The sequence below is a fragment of the Pseudomonas sp. HMSC067G02 genome (assembly GCF_001813485.1).
Taxonomy (GTDB): domain Bacteria; phylum Pseudomonadota; class Gammaproteobacteria; order Pseudomonadales; family Pseudomonadaceae; genus Pseudomonas; species Pseudomonas aeruginosa.
In genome coordinates this window covers 22986-42535 of sequence record NZ_KV812720.1, presented here as the reverse complement: position 1 = coordinate 42535, position 19550 = coordinate 22986, and the positions used below count along the sequence as shown (strand labels likewise).

Genomic DNA, 19550 nt, shown 5'->3' with positions numbered 1-19550 from the left:
AACGCCATGGAACAGAAACGCCCATCCATTCCGATGCAGGTACAGGCGTTCCGCCGTCGGCGCTGGAGGCTCAGCTGGCCCTGGGTGTTGGCCGCCGTGCTGGTAGCGCTGCTGCTGATCTGGCTCGTGTCCCGCTATTCTGGCAAGTCCACTCCCCAGACTTCAACGCCGGTCAGCGTGACGCAGGTGGCCGGGCCTCCGTGGCAGATGGGAAATCCGGAAGGGCGTTTCACGCTGACGCTCTACGCGGACCTCGAATGCCCGTTCTGCCGATCCTATTTCCCAGTGCTCAAGCGTTGGGTGGCCGGCAACGCGGACGTGGCCTTGCAATGGCACCACCTCCCGTTGGCCGCGCATGAGCCGGCCGCGTCTGCCGAAGCGAGCCTGGCGGAGTGCGCCGGCGAATCTGGCGGCCATGCCGCCTTCTGGCAGGCTGTCGAGTGGGTCTATGCCCACACGCGCAGCGACGGCCAGGGCTTGCCCGAGGACCTGCGGTACCCCGACCTTACGCCAGCCATCGAGCAGTGTCTGGCGAGCGAACGGCCCGAGGCGCCGATCCGCACCCAGACGGCGGAAGCCACGAGCAGCGGCGTGACCGCCACGCCGTCGCTGCGGCTGCACGATCGCGAAACCGGCAAGGCGATCCTACTGCAGGGTCCGATCGAGGGCGATGCCTTGCTGTCGGCCATGGACATGCTCGCGGCCGGCGATCCCGCCGCCACACCTACTACATCGGAAATGCCTGCCGACGTCGTCGGCGACATGCCCAGGTAGCCCCGGTCTTCAAGGCTACGGCGCAGTCCACTGCGCTGACCGAAACCCGTTCGCCTCGCATCCTGGCCGCGAACGATCACCGCTGCCGCGGTGATGGATGCACCTTGTTCGTTCCCCAGGAGGGCTTGCCCTCCCAGGGCGCGCGCCCTCCGATCTCACCGTCTGGAGGTTCGCCATGTCTTTCGTCGTCAATGACTCCTGCCTGGAGTCGCTTTCCGCCATCGCTGCCCAACACGAGGACTGGATCATCCAGCAAGCCATTGCACTGCTGGAGAAGCGGGTTTTCAAAGCGGGTGCGAAACTCCTCGACCCCACGGCCGTGCGCGACTACCTGCGCGTGAAGCTGGTCGCCGAGCCCAATGAGATATTCGCCGCGGTGTTCCTGGACAGCATGCACCAGGTGCTGGCCTACGAGCCGTTGTTCAGGGGCACGATCAACTCGACTTCGGTCTATCCGCGTGTCGTCGTGCAGCGTGTGCTGGAGTTGAAGGCCGCCGCGGTGGTCTTCGCGCACCAGCACCCCTCGGGCATTTCCGAGCCGTCGAGCGCGGATCGCATGCTGACCCAGCAACTGCAGGCCGCGCTGGCGCTCATCGATGTGCGGGTACTGGACCACATCATCGTCGGCCAGGGTGCCCCGTTCTCCTTTGCGGAGTCCGGCCTGCTGTAAGGGTTGCACTGCTTCGTTGATCAGCGCGGAGGCTTCGGCCTCCGCTTTTTTCTTTGCGGCGACGCAAGCAGGTATGCGGGGTGGCCGCGATGCGCATTGTTTGTTGGGGCCGCCTGGGGTTCGGCGTTTGACTATGGCCCTGATCAACTTCCGGGGCACATGACATGCCAGCAGCTTTTACCCGGTTCGCACCAGGCTGGCGAACCCTTGGCCTGGCCGTGGCGCTGCCGACGTCTCTGGCGGTGTTCAGCCCGGCCACCTTCGCCGCCGACGTGGTGGTCGTCACCGACAGCCGCCACCCGGTCAAGACCATGGGCGGCGAGCGACTGATCGAGTTGGGCGAAACGCCCCGGATCGAGGCCGAGCTTTCCGCGAATCTTCCAGCCGACCCTGAGCGGGCAGCAGCCATCGTCCGGCAACGCCTGAAGCAAGGCGGCACCGATCTTCAGCGCCGCATCGGCACCGCCTACCAGGGCGTCACCGACGCATGGAGTTTGGGTGTCACGACCATCCCGGCCGTCGTGGTGGATCAACGCTTTGTGGTCTATGGCGAGCCGGACGTGGCCCGGGCCGTCGCGCGCATCGAGCAACACCGGAGGACGCAGCCGTGACCCATCGCCCATTCGACCTGCTGCGCCGCCTGCGCGTCGCCGTGGCCTCGCTGCTGCTGATCAGCGCCACGGGCAGCTACGCCTTGAACACCGCCACCATCGTGTCCTCCGTCATGTCGCCGGACTGCCTGGAGTACCGGGTGGTGGGCATCTGCTACTGGCTCTACTGCACCTGGACGGGCTGCACGGTGCGCACATCCACCAAGGTCCGGCACTACGTGCCCGATGCGGTCGTCTCCAGCTACAGCAACACCGGAGAGAACCCCTGGGTCGAGGTGCAGGCGATGAGCACGCCCAACCCATCCGCACAGGCAGGTGGGGATGGGACCACGAACGAAGACCACGAAAACAACCTCGCCAAATTCAAGAACAGCGATGTCATCGGCCATCCTGGCGGCGAGGTATTCAACCAGTTCGCATCGTCGTCGGGCTATTTCTGCCAAGGCGCGGGCACGGCCTTCATGCCGTATCTACTCAGCACCCTGGACACGCTGGCTTGGCGCTACAACGTGCCTGAAATGGCCTACCCGGAGGCGTTGATTCCGGGCATGCGCGAGGTCGGTGCGCGCACCACGATGAACCTCTGGGGCAATGTCTATCCGCGCGGCGGCTTCCTGCATCAGACCGATGACTACAAATCCGGGGCCGTCGTGGCCCAGCGCGCCGGTGATGTCGTCACGCGCCGCGGGCAGATCCACGTGTACCAGCCGCTGCTTGCCAACGCCCGCGACGGCTACTGGCCGGCCGGCGCGCTGATGGAGGGTGATGCCTCTACGGGCAAGTGGCAGGAGCTGACGCCGCGCCTGTCCAACACCTGCGTGGTGTTCCCGCACAGCGGCACGCTGACCCAGGCCCAACAAGGCGACTACGCCTGGGCGCTGTGGCGTCCCTATGCGTGCTGCGAACGCCGCGGGCAGGTGTTCCTGGGCAGCGTCGATTTCCTCTGAGGTGCCACGATGAAGCGTCCTGAATCGATGAACCTTTCCGCCAAGGCGTGCCGCCTGCTGCGCCCGAAGGCGCTGGCCGGCCCGCTCGCTCTGGTCTGCGGCCTGGCGTGGGCGCAGGTCGGATACCAGAACAGCGGCCCCGTCCTCGGCGATGACGTCATGTACTCGATCGGCGGTGGCAGTGCGGTGTCCATGGGCCGCGCGGCCGGCATGCGCTCCATCGGGGTCGGCGTGGGGTGGAACAGCAACCTGATCTGCGGCGACATGAGCATCCAGACCACGCTGCGCAATCAGCTCAACGGCATCACGAACGGCTTTCAGCAGATCATGAGCAACGTGATCCAGAGCGCGACCAGCGCGGTTGCATCGCTGCCGGCGCTGATCATTCAGCGCGCCGATCCGGGCCTGTACAACCTGCTGACCAACGGCGTGCTGCAGGCGCGGCTGGACTTCGACCGCTCCAAGCTGACGTGCCGCGCCATGGCGGAGAAGATGGCCGAGACTGCGGGTGGCCAGCTTGGCTGGAGCCAGATGGCCGAAGGCATGGCCTTGCGTGACGCGGTTGGCAGCAACGATGCCGTGTCGGCCGTCGAGCAGGCCGAGACGCGCCGCGGCAACGACGGCCTTCCCTGGGTGGGCGGCAGCAATGCCGGTGGCGCAGGCCAGTCCGCCATCCGCGTGGTCGGCGACGTCACCCGCGCGGGCTACAACCTGGTCAACGGGCGCGGCGTGACGGACACATCCTCCATCGCGTCCACCAGTTGCGCGAGCCTGTCCTGCCAGACCTGGACGTCGCCGCAGCAGGCGACCGAATGGGCCACCCGGGTCCTCGGGGAACAGGTGCAGCGCACGTGCGATTCCTGCACCAAGACCGAGACGGTGCCCGGCGTCGGGCTGACGCCGCTGATCCAGGAGGAGTACGAAGCCAAGCTGGAAGTCTTGCAGGAACTGGTTTCCGGCGTGCGCAACACCACCTTCGAGAACTTGCGCGAGGCCGGCAGCACGTCGCTGCCGATCACGCGCGGCGTCATCGAGGCGCTGCGCGACGAGCCGGACCAGGACCTGCTGGCGCGGCGCCTCGCGTCCGAGGTGGCGCTTTCGTCGGTGCTGGAGAAGGCACTGCTGCTCCAGCGCACGCTGCTCACCGGCAAGAAAGAGCCCAACGTGGCAGCCAACGAGTTGGCAGTCGAGGCCGTGAACCACGAGAGCGACACGCTCGACCGGGAGATCCGCAACCTCAAGACCGAACTTGAACTGCGGCGCGAGCTGGCGAACAACTCGCCGATGGCCATCATCCAGCGCCATGGCACGCGCGCGGCAGGCTCGCGCGGCATCTATGAGGGCGATCCGGTGCCCGACCGCCTCGACCAGTTGCAGAAGGGCAATCCGGGAGGCCGGCCATGAGCGCGGAGCGCATGGCCTGGCGCCCCTTGCGCTGGCTCATCAGCCGGCGTGCGGCGAAAGCACTGCTGTGGGCGGCCGTGATCGTCGCCGCTGCGGTGGGCGCCAACATCGCCGGCATCTATCTCGTTGGCAGCGTGGCCGGCTGGGAGCGGTGGCTCGCGGCCGCATCGGGCTACTTCTTCGTGTGGCGGTTGTTCCTGTACGGGGCGACGGCCTGCGGCTGGGTCTGGATGCGGCGGCGGCTGCTGGCGCGCGAGGACAGCACGCTGGCCCGACGCCGGCTGATTCGCGCTGAGGTCGCCGGCATTGTTGCCATCGTGGCGCTGGAAGCCAGCCTGTTGATGCAGGCCGCTTGAGGGGATCGAGGCCATGACGCTTTTCACGACCGACTACCTGGAGTACTACCTAACCCTCGTGTCCTGGATCGTCAACAACGGCATCTGGGCGGTCCTCGTATCCAGCGGGGTATTCGCGCTGCCTTTCGTCGCCATCATCGTGCAGGAGTGGTTGAAGGCCCGTGCGGAAGGCGCCGACGAGGGCAACAAAGGCGTGCTGAGCGCCGCCCGCATCGAGAACCGGGTCTTCGTCGCCATCGTGGTGGTGATGTTCGCCGGCATTCCGTTCATCGACGTGGACCTGAACACCATCCAGTACGACAGCTCGCGCTCGGCCCAGTGCCAGGTCAGCGTGGCGCAGCCCGGGGATACCGGCTGGTCGCAGTCCTTCAGCACCATCAACAACCAGTCGGCGAAGGTGCCGGTGTGGTGGGCGTTCATGCACGCGCTCTCGCGCGCCGTCACGGGCGCTTCGGTGGCAGCGATCCCGTGCGGCACGGACCTGCGGCAGATGCGCATGGAGATCGACGCTACGCGCATCGATGACCCGGTGCTGGCTCAGGAAGTAGCGGATTTCTCGCGGGATTGCTATGGGCCTGCACGGGCCAAATTGTTCATGCAGCGCCCTCAGCTCGATGAGCAGCAGATGCACGACGTGACCTGGATCGGATCGCGGTTCTTCACCGACACGAACGGCTACTACGACACATACCGTTCCAGCACCCCACGCGAGGACTGGCCCTATGACAGCACCCGCGACGCAGGGCTTGCGCAGGTGGCCAGCGGTGGCGGCTACCCGACCTGCCGCCAGTGGTGGAGCGATGGAAGTAACGGCCTGCGGGCACGCCTGCTGGGTCAGGTGGACCCGAGCCTGTTGAGTCGCCTGGCGGGCTGGGCCGGGTTCCTGAGCCGGGCCGAGGTGGACGACTCGGTGATCCGAGCCATCGCGTCACCGCGGCAGCAGAAGTTGAACCAGGGCAGCGTCTATACGGACTACGGAGGCCAGATCGACAAGACCTTGCCGAACATCGTGACACGGGCCACGGGAGACGTTGGGATGGCCGTCGGCGCGATTGCCGCGTTTCCCGCCATGGACGTCGTGAGACAGTCTCTACCCATGGTCCTCGCCTTGCTCAAGATGGCGCTGGTCATCTGCATCCCGCTCGTGCTGGTCGTGGGCACCTATGACCTGAAGACGGTCGTCACGGTCAGCGTCGTGCAATTCGCGCTGTTCTTCGTGGATTTCTGGTTCCAGCTCGCTCGCTGGATCGACAGCACTATCCTCGATGCGCTCTATGGCTGGGGCTTTGGCTGGAACCGGCCACACACGAACTTCGACCCGCTGGTGGGGCTGAACAATGCGTTCGGCGACATGCTCTTGATGTTCGTCGCGGGCACGATGTTCCTGGTGCTGCCAGGATTCTGGCTGGCAAGCCTGACCTGGGTTGGAATTCGGGCGGGACATGCCATTCAGGGGTTGTCGGACGGCAGCAAGACCGCCGGCCAAGCCGGGGGCAAGGGGGCTGGGGCACTCACGGGAGGCAAGCTGAAGTAGCCCGGAGTCCGTCAGTCGTCGGTGTACAACTCGTGCGACGTATCGTTGTACAGATTGGGATCGTAGCCCGGTGTCTTGCGCAGTTCTGTGAGATCGGTGAAAGGCCACTCGTCCTCGTCAGAGGTATTGGCAGCAGCAGCCCACGCCGCCGCCACGACGCCCAACAACACGAGTGCGAACCAAAAAGCAACGTAGAGCAGCAATCCCACCACAGACAGCTTGACCACCCACACGAGCGCGGTGGCAACGGCCGCCGGCACCCCCTTGGACACCAACCAGTTCGACGCCCGACGTTCGCCGCGCGCGTAGGCGCGCCATCCGCGGCCAAAGGTGCGGCCGAGGCGTTCTGCGGTGCTGATGCGGGTCGTGGTGTTCATGGTCGTCTCCTGCTACAGAGGGATGCCTATTCCAGTTTGGTCCATTTCATTCTGTTTGGGGCTTCAATGTGCTCTCTTGCCGCTTCAGGACGCTTCGTCATCCGGTTCCACCGGCCCGGGATCAGGCTCCACGCCGACGCGATACGTGGCAACGAAGCGCGGCCAGTCCACATGGTCCACCAGGTCGATGTCATCGACAACGCCGACTCTTGCTGCCGCACGCTCGAACAGGGCGATGCTCTTGGCGGGATAGTTGTTGCGCGACGGATAGAGCACCCCGTCGAACAGCGGCTGGCCATCATCGCCGAGCATCGCATGCACCTGGGCGGACACCTGCTGCGTGTGCGTGTAGTCGCGGCTGGCCAACTGTTCCAGGTTCAGGCCGAAGTAACCCGCCATGACACCCTCGGCCGTGAGATCGGCCAAGCGCACGTCGTCCAGGACCCCCACGGCCCGCACGAGCCGGCTCTCGACTTCCTTCAGCGCAATCGAGCGCTTCTCGTCCGCCAGCCACTGGTGCTTGTGAAACACCGACTCCATCAGCGCCGTGGACAGGTCGCGGCCCAGGTAGAGCACGCCGTAGGTCCGCGCCGGGTCGTCGTAGCGATTGGTGCCGCTGCGGCCATAGTACAGCGGGCTGCCCCGATAGACGACGCGGCTCACATGCTGGAGCAGTTCACCCGCATCGATCAAGAACAAGGGCAGTTCGCGGCTCATGGCGGTCTTGCCTCAATGCACCTGGACGCCCAGCACGTTGAACACCGCTTCGGCCACGTCATCGATTGTGCCATGCGTCACCGCATCCACCGGCGAGCGTCCGCCCAAGCCTTCGAGCGGTTCGGATAGTGCGCGGTAGATCGTCCAGTGGTCGATGCCCTCGACCTCTTGAAGCACGGTTTGGGTCAACTGCTGCTTCACCGGGTCGAGCTGCCAGTCGGGCAGCTTCTGGCCGCGCGGCCCCACATTCAGCGCCAGCAGCCGGCGCGCGAGGATGTCCTTGTAGATCTGCTGGCGCGACTTGTCCGCCAGCTTGGCGTACTCGGGGATCGGCAGGTTGTGCGGCTGGTTGAAGGATTCCAGCAACACGGCGCGGCCTCGCTGGACGTCGGTTTCAGTCGGGGTCCAGCGCGTTTCGGTGCGCAGCGCGGCCGCCTTGCGCGCCAGGGCCTGCTCCACCGTTTCGCCTTCGAGGTTGGCTGGCAGTTTTACCGCCTCCACGCGCTCGTGAATGAACGCCTGCAACTCGGCCGCGAAAGCCGGCGCATCCCGGATTTCAACGGTATCCGCGAAACGGCGCACGTCCTCCACGGTGACGCGCGGCAGACGATCGGCAATGAATTCAATGGCGGTGGGCATGGTCATCTCCCAAGCAGGTTTGAGACAGGATTCACTCTAGTCGCCCTTGTCGCATTTGTCAACTTAGTCGCCTGAGCGAGAGCCTACCTGCCGGGGGTAGCGTCCCCGCAGCATAGGCAGGGGCCAGCGCCAGGTCTCCGTCCAATCCATTCGTGCGGGTTCCACATTGACGCTGGAGACGCAACCCAGGCCCGGCTATACCGAAACGGTTAAAGGCCAAAGGGCCGAAACGGCAAGGGAATGGGGTGCAAGGGGAAAGGCCCTACCTCGAAAAGGCGAAAAGGCCTCCCGGCCGGCCCCCCAGAGGACACCCGCATGCTCTCCCTGTTCCAGCGAAAACGGCCCCCGGTCGCTGCCCCGTCGCCAGCGCCCGCCACCGACCTCCCGAAAGGGTTGCTGCGGCCCGAATCGGCCGCATCGCTGCTGGCAACACCGCGCCGGCAGAAGCTGCTGGAACACATCTGGCAGCGCACGTCGCTGTCGCGGCGGCAGTTCGCCACCCTATACCGCACGCCGCTGGAGCACTACGCCGAGTTGGTCCAACAATTCCCCGCATCGGAAAGCCATCACCACGCTTACCCCGGCGGCATGCTGGATCACGGGTTGGAGATCGTCGCCTATGCGCTCAAGCTGCGGCAGTCCCATCTGCTGCCCATTGGCGGCAGTCCCGAAGACCAGGCGGCGCAGTCTGAAGCCTGGACTGCCGCAGTCGCTTATGCCGCGCTGCTGCACGACATCGGCAAGATCGCCGTCGATCTGCACGTCGAACTGTCCGACGGCTCGCTGTGGCACCCCTGGCACGGCCCGCTGCACCAGCCATACCGCTTCCGCTACCGCGACGATCGGGAATATCGGCTCCACAGCGCCGCGACAGGTTTACTCTACCGTCAACTGCTCGACCGTGATGCCCTGGACTGGCTCAGTGGCTATCCCGACCTGTGGGGACCGCTGCTCTACGTCCTGGCCGGCCAGTACGAGCGCGCCGGCGTGCTGGGCGAACTTGTCGTGCAGGCCGACCGGGCTTCGGTGGCCCAGGAACTGGGCGGCGATCCGGCCCGCGCCATGGCTGCACACAAGCATGCGCTGCAGCGCAAGTTGCTCGACGGGCTGCGCTACCTGCTCAAGGAACAGTTGAAGCTGAACCAGCCGGAAGCCTCCGATGGCTGGATCACCGAGGATGCCTTGTGGCTGGTAAGCAAGACGGTCTCGGACAAGCTGCGTGCGCACCTGCTGTCACTAGGCGTCGACGGCATCCCCGCGAGCAACACCGCCGTCTTCAACGTGCTGCAGGATCACGGCATGTTGCAACCGACGCCGGACGGCAAGGCGGTCTGGCGCGCGACCGTGACCAGCACGACTGGCTGGTCCCACTCATTCACCCTGCTGCGTCTCGCTCCCGCGCTGATTAGGGAGTCTGGAGAGCGGCCAGCGCCCTTCGCAGGGGCAGTGGCAATCGACGGGACACCGGCACCCAACAATGCCGATGCCTTGGTGCCCTCGCCGGCAATGACGGCAAAGCCAGCCACCGACGATCAAGAGTCCCTTCCATGGGAGGGCGTCGACGCCGCGACTCCGGTTCACTTGCCTGCCGCACAAGCCGCACCCGATGTCATGGAGGACCTGCTGGCGATGGTAGGAATCGGCGATTTGCTTGTTCCCCAACAGGATGCGGAAGCCGTCTCGGGCGACGCACCCGCCGCTGGCCCTCAAACGCCACCGCCAACCTCGATGGTGCCCGTGCCGTCATCAGCGCCGGTGCCCACGTCCTCGTCGGCGCAGCCATCGGGCGAGCACTTCATGGCGTGGCTGAAACAAGGTATCGCTACCCGCCGGCTGGTCATCAACGACGCGAAGGCGCTCGTGCATACGGTGGGCGACACGGCCTACCTGGTCAGCCCCGGGGTATTCCAACGCTACGCACAAGAACACCCCCAGGTCGGGACTCTCGCCAAGCAGGAGAACCAGCAGGATTGGCAATGGGTACAAAAGCGCTTCGAGCGCCTGCAACTGCATCGCAAAAAGCCCAGGGGCCTGAACATCTGGACGTGCGATGTCACAGGCCCCAGGAAGTCCCGCCGCCTGTATGGCTATCTATTGCACGATGTTCGGCTCCTGTTCGCAGAGCCACCACCGAACAATCCTTACTTGTCACTTCTCGCGTAACCGGCGGCTCAAGAGCCGTCCAAAAATGCGACGCGGCGGACCAATCCGCAACGGCGCGAATCAGAACGTCGATATCGCTTGACCTCAAGTTTTGAGGCTTTGTAATGCCGCCGAGGTCGGTTTGCGCGCGCGTTCTGCGACGAGACGAGAAGCCGACAACCAACGGGATTCGATCTCTGCCGCATCTGTCGCTCATGGTCTTGCGCTGCCAAGAAAGCAGCGTCAGGGGACAGCGTGCAGCGCGATCGCGCTCGCTTCATTCGCTTTACGACCTGACCACGGAACCTGTTCAGATGACGACTTCCAGCTCCGACCCTCGCGGCGTGCGCCTGCTTTGGATACTGATCTCCCTCAGCGCGATGGCGCTCGCAGGTTGTAAAGAGAACGCCGGAGCTGGCGCCGGAGGCCATCCACCGCCGCCGCAAGTCAGCGTCGCGCAGGTCGAGATCAAGCCCATCACGTAATGGGACGAATACAACGGACGCATCGAAGCCATCGAGAGCGTCGAGCTGCGCCCACGGGTGTCTGGCTACGTCGAGCGGGTCGCCTATCGCGAAGGAGACGAGGTCAAGAAGGGCGATGTGCTCTTCATGATCGATGCCCGAAGCTACCGCGCGGAACTGGCCCGGGCCCAGGCGCAATTGACCCGGGCGCGCAGCGAAGCCGGCCGCAGCAGAAGCGAGGCGCAACGTGCCAAGGTGCTGGTCGAGCAGCAGGCTGTCTCCACCGAGGCCTGGGAGCAGCGCCGCGCCGCTGACGAGTCCGCGCAGGCTGAGGTGCAGGCCGCGCAGGCTGCGGTGGAGACGGCGCAGTTGAACCTGGAGAGGACCCAAGTGCGCTCGCCCATCAACGGGCGCGCCAGCCGTGCCCGCTTTACCGCAGGCAACCTGGTGGCCGCCAGCGATGCAGCCAGTGTGCTAACCACCATCGTGTTCCAGGACAGGGTCTATACCTACTTTGAGGCCGATGAGAAGGCGTTCCTGCGCTACTCGCGCATGGCGCGCAAGGGAGAGCGCCCCAGCGAGCGAGGCGGCCAGCTGCCGGTCCAGATCGCCCTGGCGGACAAGGCGGACTTCTCTCACACCGGCACGGTGGACTTCCTCGACAACCAGGTGGACCGGGGCAGCGGCACGATCGCCGTGCGCGCGGTGCTGGACAACAAGGATCGCGTTTTCACGCCGGGCCTCTATACCCGCGTGCGACTGGTCGGCAGCGGCGAATTCTCGGCCGTGTTGATCGACGACAAGGCGGTGCTGACCGACCACGACCGTAACTACGTCTACATCGTAGACAAGGATGGACTGGCGCAGCGACGTGATGTGAAACTGGGTGGCAGTTCCCATTGGCTGCGCATCGTGCGAGGGGGGCTGGCGGCGGGCGACCGCGTGATCGTCAACGGCGCGCAGAAGGTGTTCTTGCCGGGCATGCCTGTGCAGGCCACGGCGGTGCCCATGGTGGCTGCTGCGGCGCCCGCGTCCGCCACCAAATGAAGCACCACGCCGGAGCGCGCCACCGATCGGACGTATCACACAACGAGCGGCGCGGCGCGCTTCCCCCTGGACTCCTTTCAAGGTATTAGCCCATGGACCTCTCCAAGTTCTTCATGGACAGGCCGATCTTCGCGGCTGTGCTGTCGATCGTCATCTTCGTCTCGGGCCTGCTCGCGATCCCGGCGCTGCCGATCAGCGAATATCCCAAGGTCGTGGTGCGCGCCGTGTATCCGGGCGCCAACCCCAAGGTGATTGCCGAGACCGTGGCGACACCCCTGGAGGAGCAGATCAACGGCGTCGAAGGCATGATGTACATCAAGTCTGTCGCCGGCTCCGACGGCGTGCTGGTGACCACGGTCACCTTCCGTTCTGGCATCAACGCCGATGACGCGACGGTGCGGGTACAAAACCGCGTCGCCCAGGCTCAGGCCCGGCTGCCCGCGATGTGGTGCGCCAGGGCATCACCGTCCAAAAGCAGTCCCCCGCCTTCCTGATGGTGGTGCACCTGACATCGCCCGATAAGCAGTACGACACGCTGTACCTTCGCAACTACGCCCGGCTGCACGTCAAGGACAGTTGCACATCGAGCCGCGCAAGACCGACAACGAGTAGTCCTGTCCCAAGCAGTCGGGCGTCCCGGCGTGCCGCCGTCGCGCTGTCGTGCTGCGCATTGAGCCTCGCTGCGCGAGTCTCGCCCCTGTCGGGCTTCCATCGCTGGCGCCTCCGGCCCGGCTCGCTGATCCGTGCCTGCGCGCTCCGCTTGCCGAAAACCGGCGTGCGTGGGTGGCGTGAGGGGGCGGTCTTGCTGTGTCCCTTCGCCGACGACCACGCCGCGCAGGAAGCCACGTTCTATGGTGCGCCGGAATGGCAGCGCAGCCCATCCAAGCTGCGCGAGCGCCTGACCGAGCGCGAAATCGACGCCGCGCACGCGCTGGTGCGCTTCGTCGGGCTGGACGCCTACCGGCAGGCAGGCGGCGGCATCCGCCGCGACCTGTTCGCGGAAGGCGATGCCGGAACCTACCTCACCGATACCGCAGTGCTGGAAACGCTCGTGCGCGACAAGCTGGCAACGCTGGCCGAGGACGTGCGCGCCGAGGGCTGGGCATGGGTGGAGGCCGTGCCGCATCTGGCCTACGAGGAACGGCAGGCGTTCCAGAACGCCCCGCGCCACCGCCGCGAGCCAACCACCCGCGAGGCCCGCCGCATCGCCTCGCTGGAAACCCGCCTCGAAAAGATCGACGCCGAACTGGAAGAAGCCTGCGACGCCGAGGACGAGGCCAAGGCCGAGAAGCTGGAACAGCGGCGCGATCAGGTGGTCGGAGAACTGCAAGACGCGGAGAATGCCTTGCAAGGCTACGCCCCCGAAGTGCGCGAGGTGGCCGGTGCCATCGTCACCATCGACCGCAACGGCGAGGCTGTTATTCATCGCGGCCTGCTGCGCGAAGCCGAGGCCAAGGCGCTGCGCACGCTGGAAAAGCTGCGGCGCGGCTTCGGCAGCACCGAAGGCGAAGCCGCCAACGAGGAGCACGAGGACGCCGACGACCCGCCCAAGGCCGCGAGCCTGTCCGACCAGCTGGCGCAGCGGTTGAGCGCCCACCGCACGGCGGCGCTGCAAATCGAAGTGGCCCGGCATCCGCACGTCGCGCTGGCCGCGCTGGTGCATGGCATGGTGCAGAAGGTTTTGCAGGACAGCTACCACGGCCACGACCTGCCGCTGGGCGTGAGCCTGAAAGTGCAAGACCGGCTGGAAGGCATGGCCCCGGACTGGCCGGAGTCGCCCGCCGCTGTGGCGCTGCGCGAACTGCAACAGGTAGCCGGGGAAGCCTTGCCGGAGGACAGCGCCGAACTGTTCGCCGCGCTGCTGGCGAAGTCGCAAGACGAACTGGTGCGGCTGCTGGCCGTGTGCGTGGCTTCCACGGTGGACGTGGTGACGCCCCGTGCCACGCCGCACCAGCCCGGCGCAGAACTGGCGCAGGCCGTGGGCCTCGACATGGCCGCATGGTGGAAGCCGACCGCAGAAGGCTACTTCAAGCACGTTTCCAAGGCCGTGATTCTGGATGCCGTGGGCGCGTTTGCACCGGAATTCGTCACCCGGCTGGCGAAGCTCAAGAAGGCCGACATTGCCAGCGAGGCCGAGCGGCTGGCCGATGGCACCGGCTGGATGCCCGCCATCTTCAAGGCCGAAGGCCCGCAGGAGGCCGCGCAGGAAGAAGGCCCGGAGCAGGACGCCCCGGAGGATACCGAGGCAATGGCGGATGAACCCGCCGAGGCACTGGCCGCTTGACCCGCGCCGAAGGCAAGCGCCCCGGCCTCGACCGGGGCGCTTCGCTTTGTGTGGTGGCGCATCGAGACGAAGGAATAACCGCGATCAGCACCGCGCCCAGGCCGTTCCGCCCTGGGCGCGGTGGACGCGAAATCCGGGTGCGACAGTGGCCGCGCCCGGTGTTCAAGGCCAATAGCCGAATTAAAACGCCGCCGCCTTCGCGCTGGCTCAGGCGGCGGCGTTGAAGGCATCGCTGTAGTGCGCGATGCCTTCCGGCACTGTCCCATGCAGGGCCAGCGCCATGAAATAGCCGGGCGGCACGCCCGGCAGTTGCAAGCCCGCATGGGCCTGGAAGCCAAAGCGCGTGTAGTACGTTGGATCTCCCAGCAGCACGCAGCCTGCGGCCTGCATAGCCCGCAGTTCAGACAGCGCCTGTTCCATCAGGCGCGAACCGATGCCTCGCCCCTGCCTTGGCGGCAGGACGGAGATCGGCCCCAACCCATACCAGCCCTCGGTCTTTCGCCTGTGCTCATGGGTGATCGTTACTGGCGACAGCGCGACGTGACCGACGACGCGCCCATGTTCTTCGGCCACGATGGAAAGCGTCAGTTCGTTGGCGGCACGCAAGGCGCGCACGATGAATTGCTCGGTGTGGCTGGTGTGTGGTGCATCAGCGAAGGCGGCGGTCGTGACCGCTTCGATGGCGGCAATGTCGTCGGCGGTTTCGTGTCGGAGCTGGATGGTCAGGGTGTGCCACATGAGATTCAGACGCCCATCGCCATGACCCAGCCCACCAGCCCGGCTAACAGCACCACGAGCGCCGGCGGCACGCGCCCCACCGTCAGCAGTCCGAACGAGAGCAGCGCCAGCCCAAAATCCGCCTTGCTGTGGATGGCACTCGTCCATACCGGGTCATAGAGGGCGGACACCAGAATACCGACCACGCCGGCGTTGATGCCGGCCATGGCCGTCTGGATGCCCGCGCGGTGGCGCAGCCCTTCCCAGAACGGCAGTGCACCGACCAGCATGAAAAAAGCGGGGAGGAAGATCGTGCCCAGGAGTGCCAGCCCGCCGATCCAGCCATGCAGCGGTCCGTGGGCGACCGCGCCGAGGTAGGCCGAGAAAGTGAACAGCGGCCCCGGCACGGCCTGCGCCGCACCGTAGCCGGCCAGGAAGTCGGCATTGCTCACGACGCCGCTGGGCACCACCGAGGCCTGCAGCAGCGGCAGCACAACGTGTCCACCGCCGAAGACCAGTGCACCGGAGCGGTACACCCCTTCCAGCAGGGCTATCGTGGACGAGTCCGTGGCTGCCGCCCACAGGGGCAGCCCGACGAGCGGTGCGGCAAACAGCAGCAGCGCCACGATGCCCAGCTTGCGCGAGACGGGGTAGCTGTGGGCGTGGCCGCCGCCGGGTTGCGCGATCTTCAATGTCCACCAGCCCAGCAGCCCTGCCACCGCGATGGCGGCAAGCTGTCCCGCGGCCGAGGGCAGGACCATGGTCAGCAGCGCCGCCAGAATGGCCAGCGCGGCGCGCGGCCGGTCCGGGCACAACGACTTGGCCATCCCCCAGACCGCTTGCGCCACGATGGCCACGGCGACGACCTTGAGCCCGTGCACCCAGCCGGACTGGGCCAGCCCCTGGTACTCGGCGATGCCAAAGGCGAACAGGATCAGCGCAATCGCCGATGGCAAGGTGAATCCGGCCCAGGCCGCCAGCAGCCCCAGCCAGCCCGCGCGGCCCAACCCCAGCGCCATACCGACCTGGCTGCTGGCCGGCCCCGGCAGGAACTGGCACAGGGCGACCAGATCGGAGTAGCTGCGGTCATCCAGCCAGCGGCGACGCTCGACGAACTCCGAGCGGAAATAGCCCAGATGCGCGATCGGCCCGCCGAAGGAGGTCAGCCCCAGCTTGAGGAAGGCGCCGAAGACTTCGACGGGTGAGCCGCGCGCGGCAGCGGCCTCATGCTGCAAGGTGTTGGTGGAATCTGTCATTTGTGCATCGCCTCCCCGGTGAACTCCCGGATGCGGTCCTTGGCCAGCGCCAAGCCTTCCTTGCCCTTGGGCGTGATCGTGTAGAGCTTGCGCACGGTGCGCCCTTCACGCTCCTGGCGGGAGACGAGGTAGCCGTCGCGCTCCATCTTGTGCAGCATCGGGTACAGCGTTCCGGGGGAGAGGCGGTAGCCGTGGTGGGCCAGCTCGTCGATCATCCATTGCCCGTAGATCTCCTGCTCGGCTGCGTGGTGCAGCACATGCAGGCGGATCAGCCCCGACAGCAGGTCGTGGTGCTCCATGGCACGTGGAGTAGGTTTCTCTTTCATATCGAATATCGATAACGAAATTCGATAATACCAGCCTCACTTCAGATTGCCTGCCGCTTGTGCGGGAGGTCTCAGACCCTGCGACCCTCCGCATCCACCACGGCTTCGCCGTCTTCCTTGCGGAACGCGCCGCGCTGCGGCTGCGGCAGGATGTCCAGCACGGCCTCCGAAGGCCGGCACAGGCGCGTGCCCAGCGGGGTCACCACGATGGGCCGGTTGATGAGGATGGGGTGCTGGAGCATGAAGCCAATCAACTGCTCGTCACCCCACTTCGGGTCATCGAGGCCCAATTCCGCATAGGGCGTACCCTTCTCACGCAGCACGGCGCGCATTGGCGCGCCCATGTCCGTGATCAGGCGTTGCAGCGTTTCGCGGTCAGGCGGTGTCTTCAGGTATTCGATAACGTTCGGCTCTTCGCCGCTGTTGCGGATCAGAGCCAGCACGTTGCGCGACGTGCCGCAGGTGGGGTTGTGGTAAATGGTGATGTTGCTCATGAGTCGTGTCTTGGTTATCCGCGGGCAGGGTTCGGGCCGCACTCATACCAGCCCTTGCTTTGGTTGACGATCCGAACGACCAGTAGCATGACTGGCACCTCGATCAGCACGCCGACCACGGTGGCCAGCGCGGCGCCGGACTGGAAGCCGAACAGGCTGATGGCGGCGGCTACGGCAAGCTCGAAGAAGTTGCTGGCGCCGATCAGCGCCGAAGGACAAGCGATGCTGTGCTGCTCGCCCGCCTTGCGGTTGAGCCAGTAGGCCAGGCCGGAGTTGAAGAACACCTGGATCAGGATCGGAACGGCCAGCATGGCGATGACCAGTGGCTGGCGGATGATGGCCTCGCCCTGGAAGGCGAACAGCAGCACCAGCGTGAGCAGCAGCGCCGCGATGGACAGCGGCCCGATGCGCTCCAGCGCCCGGTCGAAGGCGGCTTGGCCCTTGCTCAGCAGGGCGCGGCGCCAGAACTGGGCCAGGATGACGGGAATCACGATGTACAGGCCGACCGATACCAGCAGCGTGGCCCACGGCACCGTGATGGACGATAGGCCCAGCAGCAGGCCGACGATGGGCGCGAAGGCGAACACCATGATGGTGTCGTTCAGCGCGACCTGCGACAGCGTGAACACAGGATCGCCCCCGGTCAGCCGGCTCCAGACGAACACCATGGCTGTGCAAGGTGCGGCGGCCAGCAAGATCAGGCCCGCGACATAGCTGTCGAGCTGGTCGGCGGGGAGCCACTGCGCGAAGACCTGGCGGATGAAGATCCACGCCAGCAACGCCATCGAGAATGGTTTGACGGCCCAGTTGATGAACAGCGTCACGCCGATGCCGCGCCAGTGCTGCTTGACCTGGCCGAGAGCGCCGAAGTCCACCTTGAGCAGCATGGGAATGATCATCACCCAGATCAGCAGGCCCACGGGCAGGTTGACCTGAGCCACTTCCGTGCGGCCGATGGCCTGGAACACGCCCGGCGCGAACTGGCCGAGCGCGATACCGGCGACGATGCACAGCAGCACCCACACGCTCAGGTAGCGCTCGAAGACGCTCATGGTGGGGGCGGCCGGCACGCGGCCGGCCGTTTGGGTTCCAACACTCATCGCGCCAACCTCACTTCGTACCAATGCTGCGCAGCTCGTGCTGCAGCGACATGGCATCCAGGCGCTGAATCGGCAGCGACAGGAACAATTCGATGCGTCGGCGCAGCGTCAGCGCCGCATCCGTGAACGCCTTGCGCTTCTGCTCGTCGGTGCCTTCAACGGCTGCAGGATCAGGCACACCCCAATGCGCCGACATCGGGCGCCCCGGCCACACGGGGCAGACCTCGCCGGCGGCGTTGTCGCAGACCGTGAAGATGAAATCCAGCTCCGGCGCACCGGGCGCCGCGAACTCGTCCCAGTTCTTGCTGCGGTAGCCGGCGGTCGGCATGTGCAGCCGCTCCAGCGTGGCGAGCGCCAGTGGGTGGACTTCGCCCTTGGGGTGGCTGCCCGCCGAGTAGGCGCGAAAGCGCCCCTGGCCCAATTCATTGAGGATGCCTTCGGCCAGGATGGAGCGGGCCGAGTTACCCGTGCAGATGAACAGGGCGTTGTAGGTCTTGTCGGTGGTCATGGGTATCTCACATCAGCAGCAGGAGGAAGCCGGCTTCACCGCAACGCCCACCGGCTTGCCGCGCACCGGGGTACAGCACGCTGCGGCGGAAGTCGCTGCAGGCGCCGCTTCGTTAAAGACCGGAATGTTGCCCAGCGTGTGGAAGTGCTCCCAGGCCACGCCCTGCGGATCGGTGATCCAGTGCTTCTCGCTGCGCGCGTAGCAGCAGGTCGTGGTGCCCTCGTCCAGCAGCGTCATGTCGGCCGCCTCGGCGCGGGCCTTCAGCACCGCCAATTCCTCGGCATCGTCGGTCTGGATACCCAGGTGGTCGATGCCCGGCTTGTTGCCACGTGTGGAGATGGCGAAGTTGACCGGCGGGTCTTCGAGCATCCATTTGGCGTAGTCGCCTTCGACGCGCGCGGGCTGCGCGGCGAACAGTTGGGAATAGAAGCCGATGCTGCGGTTCAGGTCATCGACGTGCAGGTGGACGTGAAAGCGCTTCATGGGGGTGATCCTTTCAGCAGGAAGTACAGGCAGAGGAGGATTCGGTGACCTCGCACGCGCCGCCCTGGCAGCAGTGCTCGGTCAGATAGCCGAGCAGCCCATTCATCTGGGTGAAGTCGGCGCGGTAGATCAGGTTGCGGCCCTGCTGCTCGATGGTGACCAGGCCGGCATGGGCCAGTTCTTTCAGGTGGAAGGACAGGGAGTTGCGGGCCACGTCGAGCTGGTCGGCGAGGACGCTGGGTGTCAGCCCTTCGGGGCCGGCGACCACCAGGGCGCGGAACACGCGCAGCCGCTGGGTATGGGCCAGGGCGCCGAGGGCGGAAATGGCTTGGGTCTCGTTCATGATTCGATAATACAGCATTTATTGAATCATTGGCAAAACGCTTCAATTGAATGGAGCCTGCGCGCTTGCGAGGCTTGACTTTCAAGACAGTTGCTCACGCCTTCGCGCCTGCGGCGCTGCGCGCTTCGCTTGCCTCCAGGGGAAAGCCCTGCGGGCTATCCCCGCCGCGCGATGCTTGGCGCCCCTCGATGCCGCCGAACCGGCTGCGCCGGATCGGCCCGGCCAGCGCCCCGCCGCGATGGACGGGACGCTGGCGAACACGCTGGCGCTTGCTGCGGCAGGTTGTGCAGGTGCGTGCCGTCCTCAACGCGGTTCAGGGACAACCCGCCCGGCATCGCTATGGAGCTTCCACGCCAC

General features: G+C 66.0%; 19 protein-coding genes and 3 pseudogenes. 11 read left to right on the top strand and 11 right to left on the bottom strand.

The genetic code is table 11. The features are described 5' to 3' along the window. Window positions 1-6: 6 nt before the first annotated feature. The 7 genes from HMPREF2914_RS25770 (at window position 7) to HMPREF2914_RS25740 (ending at window position 6296) form a co-directional block, all read left to right on the top strand. Window positions 7-774, top strand: a complete 768-nt coding sequence (locus HMPREF2914_RS25770) for a DsbA family protein (protein ID WP_003090202.1) — start codon at window positions 7-9, stop codon at window positions 772-774. Between the two features lie 175 nt (window positions 775-949). Then, on the top strand, window positions 950-1444 hold the full coding sequence (locus tag HMPREF2914_RS25765; protein ID WP_003090203.1) for a JAB domain-containing protein: 495 nt from the start codon (window positions 950-952) through the stop codon (window positions 1442-1444). 164 nt (window positions 1445-1608) lie between these two features. Then, window positions 1609-2055 (top strand): TIGR03757 family integrating conjugative element protein, encoded by a 447-nt coding sequence (locus tag HMPREF2914_RS25760; RefSeq protein WP_003109772.1) that lies wholly within the window; start codon window positions 1609-1611, stop codon window positions 2053-2055. Further along, window positions 2052-3002, top strand: a complete 951-nt coding sequence (locus HMPREF2914_RS25755; protein WP_003090208.1) for a TIGR03756 family integrating conjugative element protein — start codon at window positions 2052-2054, stop codon at window positions 3000-3002. The genes HMPREF2914_RS25760 and HMPREF2914_RS25755 overlap by 4 nt, the downstream gene beginning before the upstream one ends. A gap of 9 nt (window positions 3003-3011) precedes the next feature. Further along, complete coding sequence (locus HMPREF2914_RS25750) at window positions 3012-4406, top strand: integrating conjugative element protein (protein WP_003109770.1); 1395 nt, start codon at window positions 3012-3014, stop codon at window positions 4404-4406. After that, window positions 4403-4762 (top strand): hypothetical protein, encoded by a 360-nt coding sequence (locus HMPREF2914_RS25745; protein WP_003090212.1) that lies wholly within the window; start codon window positions 4403-4405, stop codon window positions 4760-4762. Before HMPREF2914_RS25750 ends, HMPREF2914_RS25745 begins: the two co-directional genes overlap by 4 nt. A 13-nt stretch (window positions 4763-4775) precedes the next feature. After that, window positions 4776-6296, top strand: a complete 1521-nt coding sequence (locus HMPREF2914_RS25740; protein WP_023980162.1) for a conjugal transfer protein TraG N-terminal domain-containing protein — start codon at window positions 4776-4778, stop codon at window positions 6294-6296. 11 nt (window positions 6297-6307) lie between these two features. Here the strand turns inward: HMPREF2914_RS25740 and HMPREF2914_RS25735 are convergent, their stop codons facing one another. From HMPREF2914_RS25735 to HMPREF2914_RS25725, 3 genes are all read right to left on the bottom strand, one after another. Further along, a complete protein-coding gene (locus HMPREF2914_RS25735) occupies window positions 6308-6673 on the bottom strand; it encodes a DUF3742 family protein (protein ID WP_003090216.1) in 366 nt (121 codons plus the stop codon). Window positions 6674-6757: 84 nt separating this feature from the next. Further along, window positions 6758-7390 (bottom strand): RES family NAD+ phosphorylase, encoded by a 633-nt coding sequence (locus HMPREF2914_RS25730; protein ID WP_003090219.1) that lies wholly within the window; start codon window positions 7388-7390, stop codon window positions 6758-6760. A gap of 12 nt (window positions 7391-7402) precedes the next feature. Next, complete coding sequence (locus HMPREF2914_RS25725; protein WP_003109769.1) at window positions 7403-8029, bottom strand: hypothetical protein; 627 nt, start codon at window positions 8027-8029, stop codon at window positions 7403-7405. Between the two features lie 315 nt (window positions 8030-8344). Between HMPREF2914_RS25725 and mobH the strand changes: the two genes are divergently transcribed. The 4 genes and pseudogenes from mobH to HMPREF2914_RS25705 all read left to right on the top strand — a co-directional run. Further along, a complete protein-coding gene (mobH, locus tag HMPREF2914_RS25720) occupies window positions 8345-10192 on the top strand; it encodes a MobH family relaxase (RefSeq protein WP_070702872.1) in 1848 nt (615 codons plus the stop codon). 293 nt (window positions 10193-10485) lie between these two features. Next, window positions 10486-11682 (top strand): annotated as a pseudogene (locus HMPREF2914_RS25715) (efflux RND transporter periplasmic adaptor subunit). 92 nt (window positions 11683-11774) lie between these two features. Beyond that, window positions 11775-12256: pseudogene (locus HMPREF2914_RS25710) on the top strand (efflux RND transporter permease subunit); the annotation flags it as partial. Between the two features lie 243 nt (window positions 12257-12499). Continuing rightward, a pseudogene (locus HMPREF2914_RS25705) lies at window positions 12500-13966 on the top strand (chromosome partitioning protein ParB); the annotation flags it as partial. A 207-nt stretch (window positions 13967-14173) separates the two neighbouring features. Here the strand turns inward: HMPREF2914_RS25705 and HMPREF2914_RS25700 are convergent. The 8 genes from HMPREF2914_RS25700 to HMPREF2914_RS25665 form a co-directional block, all read right to left on the bottom strand. Next, window positions 14174-14704, bottom strand: coding sequence for a GNAT family N-acetyltransferase (locus tag HMPREF2914_RS25700; RefSeq protein ID WP_003107230.1), 531 nt, complete (start codon window positions 14702-14704; stop codon window positions 14174-14176). Between the two features lie 5 nt (window positions 14705-14709). Beyond that, entirely contained in the window at window positions 14710-15939 is a 1230-nt protein-coding gene (gene chrA / locus HMPREF2914_RS25695) for a chromate efflux transporter (RefSeq protein WP_003107233.1), read from the bottom strand. After that, the gene (locus HMPREF2914_RS25690) at window positions 15936-16238 is read right to left on the bottom strand and encodes a PadR family transcriptional regulator (protein WP_003107234.1); all 303 of its coding nucleotides are present in this window, start codon (window positions 16236-16238) and stop codon (window positions 15936-15938) included. The genes chrA and HMPREF2914_RS25690 overlap by 4 nt, the downstream gene beginning before the upstream one ends. A gap of 98 nt (window positions 16239-16336) precedes the next feature. Then, the gene (gene arsC, locus HMPREF2914_RS25685; protein WP_003107236.1) at window positions 16337-16759 is read right to left on the bottom strand and encodes an arsenate reductase (glutaredoxin); all 423 of its coding nucleotides are present in this window, start codon (window positions 16757-16759) and stop codon (window positions 16337-16339) included. A gap of 14 nt (window positions 16760-16773) precedes the next feature. Continuing rightward, window positions 16774-17859: an ACR3 family arsenite efflux transporter gene (gene arsB, locus HMPREF2914_RS25680; RefSeq protein WP_003109696.1), complete on the bottom strand. Its 1086-nt coding sequence runs from the start codon at window positions 17857-17859 to the stop codon at window positions 16774-16776. Between the two features lie 10 nt (window positions 17860-17869). Then, entirely contained in the window at window positions 17870-18367 is a 498-nt protein-coding gene (locus HMPREF2914_RS25675) for an arsenate reductase ArsC (protein WP_003107241.1), read from the bottom strand. 12 nt (window positions 18368-18379) lie between these two features. Beyond that, on the bottom strand, window positions 18380-18850 hold the full coding sequence (locus HMPREF2914_RS25670; protein WP_003107243.1) for an ArsI/CadI family heavy metal resistance metalloenzyme: 471 nt from the start codon (window positions 18848-18850) through the stop codon (window positions 18380-18382). 13 nt (window positions 18851-18863) lie between these two features. Next, window positions 18864-19193: an ArsR/SmtB family transcription factor gene (locus HMPREF2914_RS25665; protein WP_003116799.1), complete on the bottom strand. Its 330-nt coding sequence runs from the start codon at window positions 19191-19193 to the stop codon at window positions 18864-18866. Between the last annotated feature and the right edge of the window lie 357 nt (window positions 19194-19550).

What these genes read in the sequence shown, in the direction of transcription:
- HMPREF2914_RS25770 (WP_003090202.1), top strand. Translation starts at nt 7, where the DNA reads ATGGAACAGAAACGCCCATCCATTCCGATGCAGGTACAGGCGTTCCGC.
- HMPREF2914_RS25765 (WP_003090203.1), top strand. Translation starts at nt 950, where the DNA reads ATGTCTTTCGTCGTCAATGACTCCTGCCTGGAGTCGCTTTCCGCCATC.
- HMPREF2914_RS25760 (WP_003109772.1), top strand. Translation starts at nt 1,609, where the DNA reads ATGCCAGCAGCTTTTACCCGGTTCGCACCAGGCTGGCGAACCCTTGGC.
- HMPREF2914_RS25750 (WP_003109770.1), top strand. Translation starts at nt 3,012, where the DNA reads ATGAAGCGTCCTGAATCGATGAACCTTTCCGCCAAGGCGTGCCGCCTG.
- HMPREF2914_RS25745 (WP_003090212.1), top strand. Translation starts at nt 4,403, where the DNA reads ATGAGCGCGGAGCGCATGGCCTGGCGCCCCTTGCGCTGGCTCATCAGC.
- HMPREF2914_RS25740 (WP_023980162.1), top strand. Translation starts at nt 4,776, where the DNA reads ATGACGCTTTTCACGACCGACTACCTGGAGTACTACCTAACCCTCGTG.
- HMPREF2914_RS25735 (WP_003090216.1), bottom strand. Translation starts at nt 6,673, where the DNA reads ATGAACACCACGACCCGCATCAGCACCGCAGAACGCCTCGGCCGCACC.
- HMPREF2914_RS25730 (WP_003090219.1), bottom strand. Translation starts at nt 7,390, where the DNA reads ATGAGCCGCGAACTGCCCTTGTTCTTGATCGATGCGGGTGAACTGCTC.
- HMPREF2914_RS25725 (WP_003109769.1), bottom strand. Translation starts at nt 8,029, where the DNA reads ATGCCCACCGCCATTGAATTCATTGCCGATCGTCTGCCGCGCGTCACC.
- mobH (WP_070702872.1), top strand. Translation starts at nt 8,345, where the DNA reads ATGCTCTCCCTGTTCCAGCGAAAACGGCCCCCGGTCGCTGCCCCGTCG.
- HMPREF2914_RS25700 (WP_003107230.1), bottom strand. Translation starts at nt 14,704, where the DNA reads ATGTGGCACACCCTGACCATCCAGCTCCGACACGAAACCGCCGACGAC.
- chrA (WP_003107233.1), bottom strand. Translation starts at nt 15,939, where the DNA reads ATGACAGATTCCACCAACACCTTGCAGCATGAGGCCGCTGCCGCGCGC.
- HMPREF2914_RS25690 (WP_003107234.1), bottom strand. Translation starts at nt 16,238, where the DNA reads ATGGAGCACCACGACCTGCTGTCGGGGCTGATCCGCCTGCATGTGCTG.
- arsC (WP_003107236.1), bottom strand. Translation starts at nt 16,759, where the DNA reads ATGAGCAACATCACCATTTACCACAACCCCACCTGCGGCACGTCGCGC.
- arsB (WP_003109696.1), bottom strand. Translation starts at nt 17,859, where the DNA reads ATGAGTGTTGGAACCCAAACGGCCGGCCGCGTGCCGGCCGCCCCCACC.
- HMPREF2914_RS25675 (WP_003107241.1), bottom strand. Translation starts at nt 18,367, where the DNA reads ATGACCACCGACAAGACCTACAACGCCCTGTTCATCTGCACGGGTAAC.
- HMPREF2914_RS25670 (WP_003107243.1), bottom strand. Translation starts at nt 18,850, where the DNA reads ATGAAGCGCTTTCACGTCCACCTGCACGTCGATGACCTGAACCGCAGC.
- HMPREF2914_RS25665 (WP_003116799.1), bottom strand. Translation starts at nt 19,193, where the DNA reads ATGAACGAGACCCAAGCCATTTCCGCCCTCGGCGCCCTGGCCCATACC.